The organism is Stenotrophomonas sp. NPDC077659, from assembly GCF_050268705.1.
Taxonomy (GTDB): domain Bacteria; phylum Pseudomonadota; class Gammaproteobacteria; order Xanthomonadales; family Xanthomonadaceae; genus Stenotrophomonas.
This window is the reverse complement of record NZ_JBNNHG010000195.1, coordinates 1-5,691: the sequence shown is the minus strand read 5'-3', so window position 1 is coordinate 5,691 and position 5,691 is coordinate 1. Positions and strand designations below refer to the sequence as shown.

Annotated in this window: 6 protein-coding genes; 3 read left to right on the top strand and 3 right to left on the bottom strand. The window is 67.6% G+C overall.

Annotated elements, in window-relative coordinates:
- On the top strand, positions 1 to 851 hold an 851-nt coding region (locus ACQKDV_RS18020; protein WP_427785570.1), incomplete at its 5' end, for a S1 RNA-binding domain-containing protein.
- A 149-nt stretch (positions 852 to 1,000) separates the two neighbouring features.
- A complete protein-coding gene (locus ACQKDV_RS18015; protein ID WP_427785568.1) occupies positions 1,001 to 2,185 on the top strand; it encodes a glycoside hydrolase family 18 protein in 1,185 nt (394 codons plus the stop codon).
- A gap of 29 nt (positions 2,186 to 2,214) precedes the next feature.
- Here ACQKDV_RS18015 and ACQKDV_RS18010 read toward each other — a convergent pair whose 3' ends face one another.
- Genes ACQKDV_RS18010 through ACQKDV_RS18000 form a run of 3 tightly spaced genes read right to left on the bottom strand, consistent with a single transcriptional unit; the run spans position 2,215 to position 4,371 of the window.
- Entirely contained in the window at positions 2,215 to 3,774 is a 1,560-nt protein-coding gene (locus ACQKDV_RS18010; RefSeq protein WP_427785566.1) for a PepSY-associated TM helix domain-containing protein, read from the bottom strand.
- 22 nt (positions 3,775 to 3,796) lie between these two features.
- Positions 3,797 to 4,060, bottom strand: a complete 264-nt coding sequence (locus ACQKDV_RS18005; RefSeq protein WP_427785564.1) for a hypothetical protein — start codon at positions 4,058 to 4,060, stop codon at positions 3,797 to 3,799.
- Positions 4,060 to 4,371 (bottom strand): hypothetical protein, encoded by a 312-nt coding sequence (locus ACQKDV_RS18000; protein ID WP_427785563.1) that lies wholly within the window; start codon positions 4,369 to 4,371, stop codon positions 4,060 to 4,062. The genes ACQKDV_RS18005 and ACQKDV_RS18000 overlap by 1 nt, the downstream gene beginning before the upstream one ends.
- A gap of 427 nt (positions 4,372 to 4,798) precedes the next feature.
- Here ACQKDV_RS18000 and ACQKDV_RS17995 point away from each other — a divergent pair.
- On the top strand, positions 4,799 to 5,691 hold an 893-nt coding region (locus tag ACQKDV_RS17995), incomplete at its 3' end, for a TGS domain-containing protein (RefSeq protein WP_427785562.1).

Genomic DNA, 5,691 nt, shown 5'->3' with positions numbered 1-5,691 from the left:
CGTCCTCCGTTTCCTTCCGTCGTCACCCGCTGGCCCTGGCCTGCGCCAGTCTGGCATCGTCGATGGCTTCGGTCTGCGGCTCGTCGCTGGCCCTGATGGACGCCGGCGTGCCGGTGAAGGCCCCGGTTGCCGGTATCGCCATGGGCCTGGTCAAGGAAGGCGATCGCTTCGTCGTCCTGTCCGACATTCTGGGTGACGAAGATCACCTGGGTGACATGGACTTCAAGGTGGCCGGTACCGCTGAGGGCATCTCCGCCCTGCAGATGGACATCAAGATCGAAGGCATCACCGAAGAGATCATGAAGCAGGCCCTGCAGCAGGCCAAGGCTGGCCGTCTGCACATCCTGGGTGAAATGGCCCACGGCCTGACCGCGCCGCGTGAAGAGCTGTCGGACTACGCGCCGCGCCTGCTGACCATCAAGATCCACCCGGACAAGATCCGTGAAGTGATCGGCAAGGGTGGCTCGACCATCCAGGCCATCACCAAGGAAACCGGCACCCAGATCGACATCCAGGATGACGGCACCATCGTCATCGCGTCGGTCAACGCCATCGCTGCCCAGGCCGCCAAGGCCCGCATCGAGCAGATCACCTCGGACGTCGAGCCGGGCCGCATCTACGAAGGCAAGGTCGCCAAGATCATGGACTTCGGTGCGTTCGTCACCATCCTGCCGGGCAAGGACGGTCTGGTCCACGTCTCGCAGATCTCCAGCGAGCGCGTCGAGAAGGTCGGCGACAAGCTGAAGGAAGGCGACGTGGTCAAGGTCAAGGTGCTGGAAGTCGACAAGCAGGGCCGTATCCGCCTGTCGATGAAGGCCGTGGAAGAAGGCGAAGGCGCCAGCGCCGAATAATCGGTACTGCTGACTGTGCGGTGGGTGAGGACCGTTGGTCTTCACGCTTTCGCAAATGAAAAAGCGGGCTTCGGCCCGCTTTTTCTTTGCTTGCAATCCCCGCTTTTCATACAGTCGAGCACGCTCGACTCTACCAATCGGGAGGTTCCATGTTGCGCCAGACCGTGGCCGGGCTTGCCCTGCTGATTGCCGCCGCCGTTCCCGGGGCCAGCCACGCGGCCCAGCCGCCCATCTACGGCGCTTACTATCCCGGCGGTTCGGCCGAGCGCTATCCGGTGGCGCGCATCCCGGCCGAGCGCTTGACCCATCTGTTCTATGCGTTTTCCACCATCCAGGCCGGGCGCTGCAGGGTGGGTGCCGAAGCGCCGAAGCACTTCGCCGCGCTGGCCGAGCTGAAGCACGCCCATCCACACCTGCACACGTTGATCTCCATCGGTGGCTGGGGAGCGGGCGGGTTCTCCGATGCTGCACTGACCGAGGCCAGCCGCAAGCGCCTGGTCGATTCCTGCATGGCGCTGTTCTTCGACCAGTACGCGGGCAGTTTCGACGGCGTGGACATCGACTGGGAATTCCCGGTCAGTGGTGGGCCGAAGGAGCTGGCCCATCGCCCGCAGGACCGCGCAAACATGACGAAGCTCGCCCAGGCCTTCCGCGTGGCGCTGGATGCGCGTGGCCGCACGCGCGGCCAACCGATGCTGCTGACCGCCGCACTCGCGGCGGGGCGCCTGCAGACCGATGGCCCCTACGATCCGGCCGCCAGCTACGACCTGCCGGCGCTGGCCCAGGTGTTCGATTTCATCAACCTGATGAGCTACGACATGGGCACCGGCTTCTCGGCGGTGGCGACCTTCAACGCGCCACTGCATGAAGTGCCGGCCGACCCGTTGGCGCCGGCGCTGCGGCGCTGGAACAACGTGGCCGGTGCCGTACAGTACTACCGCGAACATGGGGTGCCGGGCGACAAGCTGGTGCTGGGCGTGCCGTTCTACGGGCGTGGTTTCAAGGTCACCGGCGACGCGGCCGATGGCCTGTACCAGTCCTACAGTGCGCCGGCCGATGCTGGCGACTGGCGGGTGATCAAGGCGCGTTACCTGGATCAGCCGGGCTGGACCAGGCACTGGCAGCCGCAGGCGCAGAGCCCGTGGCTGTACAACCTGGCCGAGAAGATCTTCATCAGCTACGAAGACCCGCGCTCGATCGGCCTGCGCGCGCAGTTTGCGCGCGAGCAGGGGCTGGCCGGTGTGTTCATGTGGGAGCTGACCGGCGATGACGAACAGGCCAGCCTGCTCAATGCCATGCTGGCGCCGTGGCAGAAGGCCCGCCTCGGCGATTGACCGCGCCTTGATAGAGTCGCTCGGGTGCCTCAGTTCGCCCACACGCTGTTCGGATCACCCTCGCGGGCGCGGCGTTGGCAAGCCACCGCCAGCCGCGCAAAGCCGAAGGCCATCGCCAGGGCCACCAGGTCGATCCAGAACAACGGCCACAGCCCGCGCGCGGCGGTCAGCCATGGCCAGTCGCCACTGAGCGCGCCATGCATCACCGGCACAAGTGCGGTGCTGAGGGCCGCGGCCCACAGCAGTTCGCGTGCGGCCTGTGCCGGCCGGCGTACGGCCGCCCACAGCGCACACGCGGCCCACGTACCGAAGCAGGCCCAGCGGATGCCGTGGTCTACCGTCGCCGGGGCCACGTGTTCAAGCACCAACGCGGTGACAAAGGCCACCGAGATCGCCACGCACAGGCCGATGCACACGCCCACCGTGGCCCGCGCCATGTTCACCCCCGAGCGCGGCTGCTGCGGCTGCCGGCGCTTGCGCCGCGATTCGATCCACAGCAGGTTGCCCGAGTAGAACAGGAAGGCGCCGCCGAGGCCCAGCAGGAAGTACAGCCAGACCACGACACCGTTGCCGAACTCGCCGAAATGCAGGGCGTAGGCCGCACTCAGCGTGGCGTGGTTGGCGTCGCGATGGCCGGGCAGCTGGCTGGCCAGTACGCGGCCGCTGGCGACATCCAGGGCCACCGAACCGAGCGGGCCGAGGGTGCCGCTGGATTCGCCGGTGATCTCGATGGTGGCGTTGGCATCGCCGCCATGGGCCAGCTTCAGGTAGGCCGGTTCGAAATCCGCCACCCCCTGCGCGCGGGCCACTTCCATGGCACGCGCATGCAGTTCGCGCAGGGGGCCGGGGGCGGCCGGCACGCCTGCAGCCTCGCGCACTGGCGCGGTATCCATCGCCGCCGGCACTACCTGCATGGCCTTGCCTTCGAAGATGAGCGGGTTGAGCAGGGCGATCTGGATGAAGACCAGGCAGAGCAGGGCACCGGTGACGGCGAACATCAGGTGGAATGGCAGGCTGAGCACACCGATCACGTTGTGCGCGTCCTGCCACATCTGCTTGAAGTTGCGGCCCGGGCGCAGCGCGAACAGGTCGCCCAGCAGCTTGGGCAGGTGGATGACCAGGCCGCTGAGCAGGGCCATGCCGTACAGCAGGCTGACGATGCCCATCACATAGATGCCGGCCACCGGCAGCCCCAGGCTGTAGTGCAGTTCGTTGACCAGCTCGGCCAGGCCCGCCTGCGGTGGCGCCGGGCTGCCGCCGGTGTTGCCGGGCCAGGCGTAGCGCCAGCCGCCGTCGGCACCCTGCCAGTAGGCCAGCGGCTGCGGGTGTTCGGCGCCGGGGAAGGTCATGCCGACATGGCGGCGCGCCTCCGGATGCTTTGCCAGCACGTCGTCCAGCAGGTACTGCGCGTCGTCCAGCCCGGCCGGCAGCGCGCTGGCCGCCCCCGGTGTCTGCCACAAGGGCAGATCGTGGTGGAACAGCGTCAGGGCGCCGGCGTAGAACGCCACGAACAGGCCGAAGCCTGCCACCAGGCCCACCCAGGTGTGCAGGGTGGTGAAGGTACGCAGGGTCTGCGAACTGAATTTCATGCTGAAGTACCTGCGCTCGTTCTCATTGCACCGCGCTGCTCAGGCGCAGCAGCCACAGCGCGGCGAAGCCGGCGGCGGCGCAGCCGGCGGGCACCAGCCAGGCGCGCGCGACCGAGCGGAAACTGAAGGCCCACAGCGCCGCCAGCATCCACAGCGGGACGAAGGCGATCAGCGCTGGTACCACCGCGCTGGGCCACGGCCCCGGCGGCAGCCAGGTCAGCAGGCCGGTGGCCGCGGCGGCGAGGAAGAAGCCGGCGAAGATGCCGGACAGGGCGCGCATCCACATCAGCGCAGGCCTCTGCCCGGGGTGTCTGCAGCGGGGCGGTGCCAGGCCGCCAGGGCCGGCAGCAGCAGGGCCGCCAGCATCCAGGTGCACAGCATCGCCACCAGTCCGGCGGCCACACCCAGTTCGGCCATCCACAGCCACAGCGACGCCACGGCGGCGACCAGGCCGACCTGCCGGCCCATGCGCCCGGCGCGGCGCAGGCGTGGCCAGCGGCAATGCGGGGATGCTGCGTAGAAGGCCAGCGCGGAAAACATCGCCGACAGCATGGCCAGGCTGCAGAAGCCCAGCGTCGACAGGCCCACGGTGATCATTGCAGGCGTCCACCGGTGTGGTGGGCCGGCAAATGCGGGGCACGGGCGGAGCCGGCACAGGCCGGACGGAGCGGGTGACGCATTGCGAGGTCCTGGAGGAGAGCGGGCAGCGTGGCAGGAAACCGGCTACGCGCACATGGTAATCATTGCGTTTTCGGGCTGCCAGCCACGGGCGTTCAGCGGCCCGGGGCGCAACCCTTGGGCTTTGCCGCGCACTGGTTTAAGATCGACGCAGAACCCCGACTGGAACAAGGTGGCCCGCGCCCAGCGCCGGCCGAGCGTGCGACATGAGCACTACCACCGCCCACCGCTGACCTGCCCCCGAAGGCCCTGTTCCAGGCGCCCTCGTGGCGCTTTTTTATTGCCCGGGCGTCCGCCCGGAACTGCATTCCAGCCCGCCGCGCGGGCCCCGCACGAAGCCCTATCGATGATCAACATCACCCTTCCCGACGGCAGCCGCCGCGAATTTGAAAACCCCGTCAGCGTCATGGACGTTGCCCAGTCGATCGGCGCCGGCCTGGCCAAGGCCACCATCGCCGGTTCGGTGGATGGCGTGCTGGTCGATGCCAGCGACGTCATCGACCGCGATGCCAGCCTGCGCATCATCACCGCCAAGGACGAGGAGGGCGTGGAAATCATCCGCCACTCCTGCGCCCATCTGGTCGGCCACGCGGTCAAGCAGCTGTACCCGGACGCGAAGATGGTCATCGGCCCCGTCATCGCCGAAGGTTTCTACTACGACATCCATTCCGAGCGTCCGTTCACGCCGGAGGACATGGCCGCCATCGAAAAGCGCATGGGCGAGCTGATCGCCCAGGATTATGACGTCATCAAGAAGGTGACGCCGCGCGCCGAAGTCGTGGAGATCTTCAAGGCCCGTGGCGAGGACTACAAGCTGCGCCTGATCGAGGACATGTCCGAGGACATCCAGGCGATGGGCATGTACTACCACCAGGAATACGTGGACATGTGCCGCGGCCCGCACGTGCCGAACACGCGCTTCCTGAAGGCCTTCAAGCTGACCCGCATTTCCGGTGCCTACTGGCGAGGCGATGCGCAGAACGAACAGCTGCAGCGCATCTACGGCACCGCCTGGGCCGACAAGAAGCAGCTCGAGGCCTACATCAAGCGCATCGAAGAAGCCGAAATGCGCGACCACCGCCGCATCGGCAAGCAGCAGGACCTGTTCCACCTGCAGGAAGAGGCCCCGGGCCTGGTGTTCTGGCACCCCAAGGGCTGGGCGCTGTGGCAGGTGGTGGAGCAGTACAGCAAGTTCCTCGAACGCCACCAGAGCCTGGTCACCGCCCTGCTCGACCTGCG

Coding starts and splice junctions, on each gene's coding strand:
- ACQKDV_RS18015 (WP_427785568.1), top strand. CDS start 1,001: ATGTTGCGCCAGACCGTGGCCGGGCTTGCCCTGCTGATTGCCGCCGCC.
- ACQKDV_RS18010 (WP_427785566.1), bottom strand. CDS start 3,774: ATGAAATTCAGTTCGCAGACCCTGCGTACCTTCACCACCCTGCACACC.
- ACQKDV_RS18005 (WP_427785564.1), bottom strand. CDS start 4,060: ATGTGGATGCGCGCCCTGTCCGGCATCTTCGCCGGCTTCTTCCTCGCC.
- ACQKDV_RS18000 (WP_427785563.1), bottom strand. CDS start 4,371: ATGATCACCGTGGGCCTGTCGACGCTGGGCTTCTGCAGCCTGGCCATG.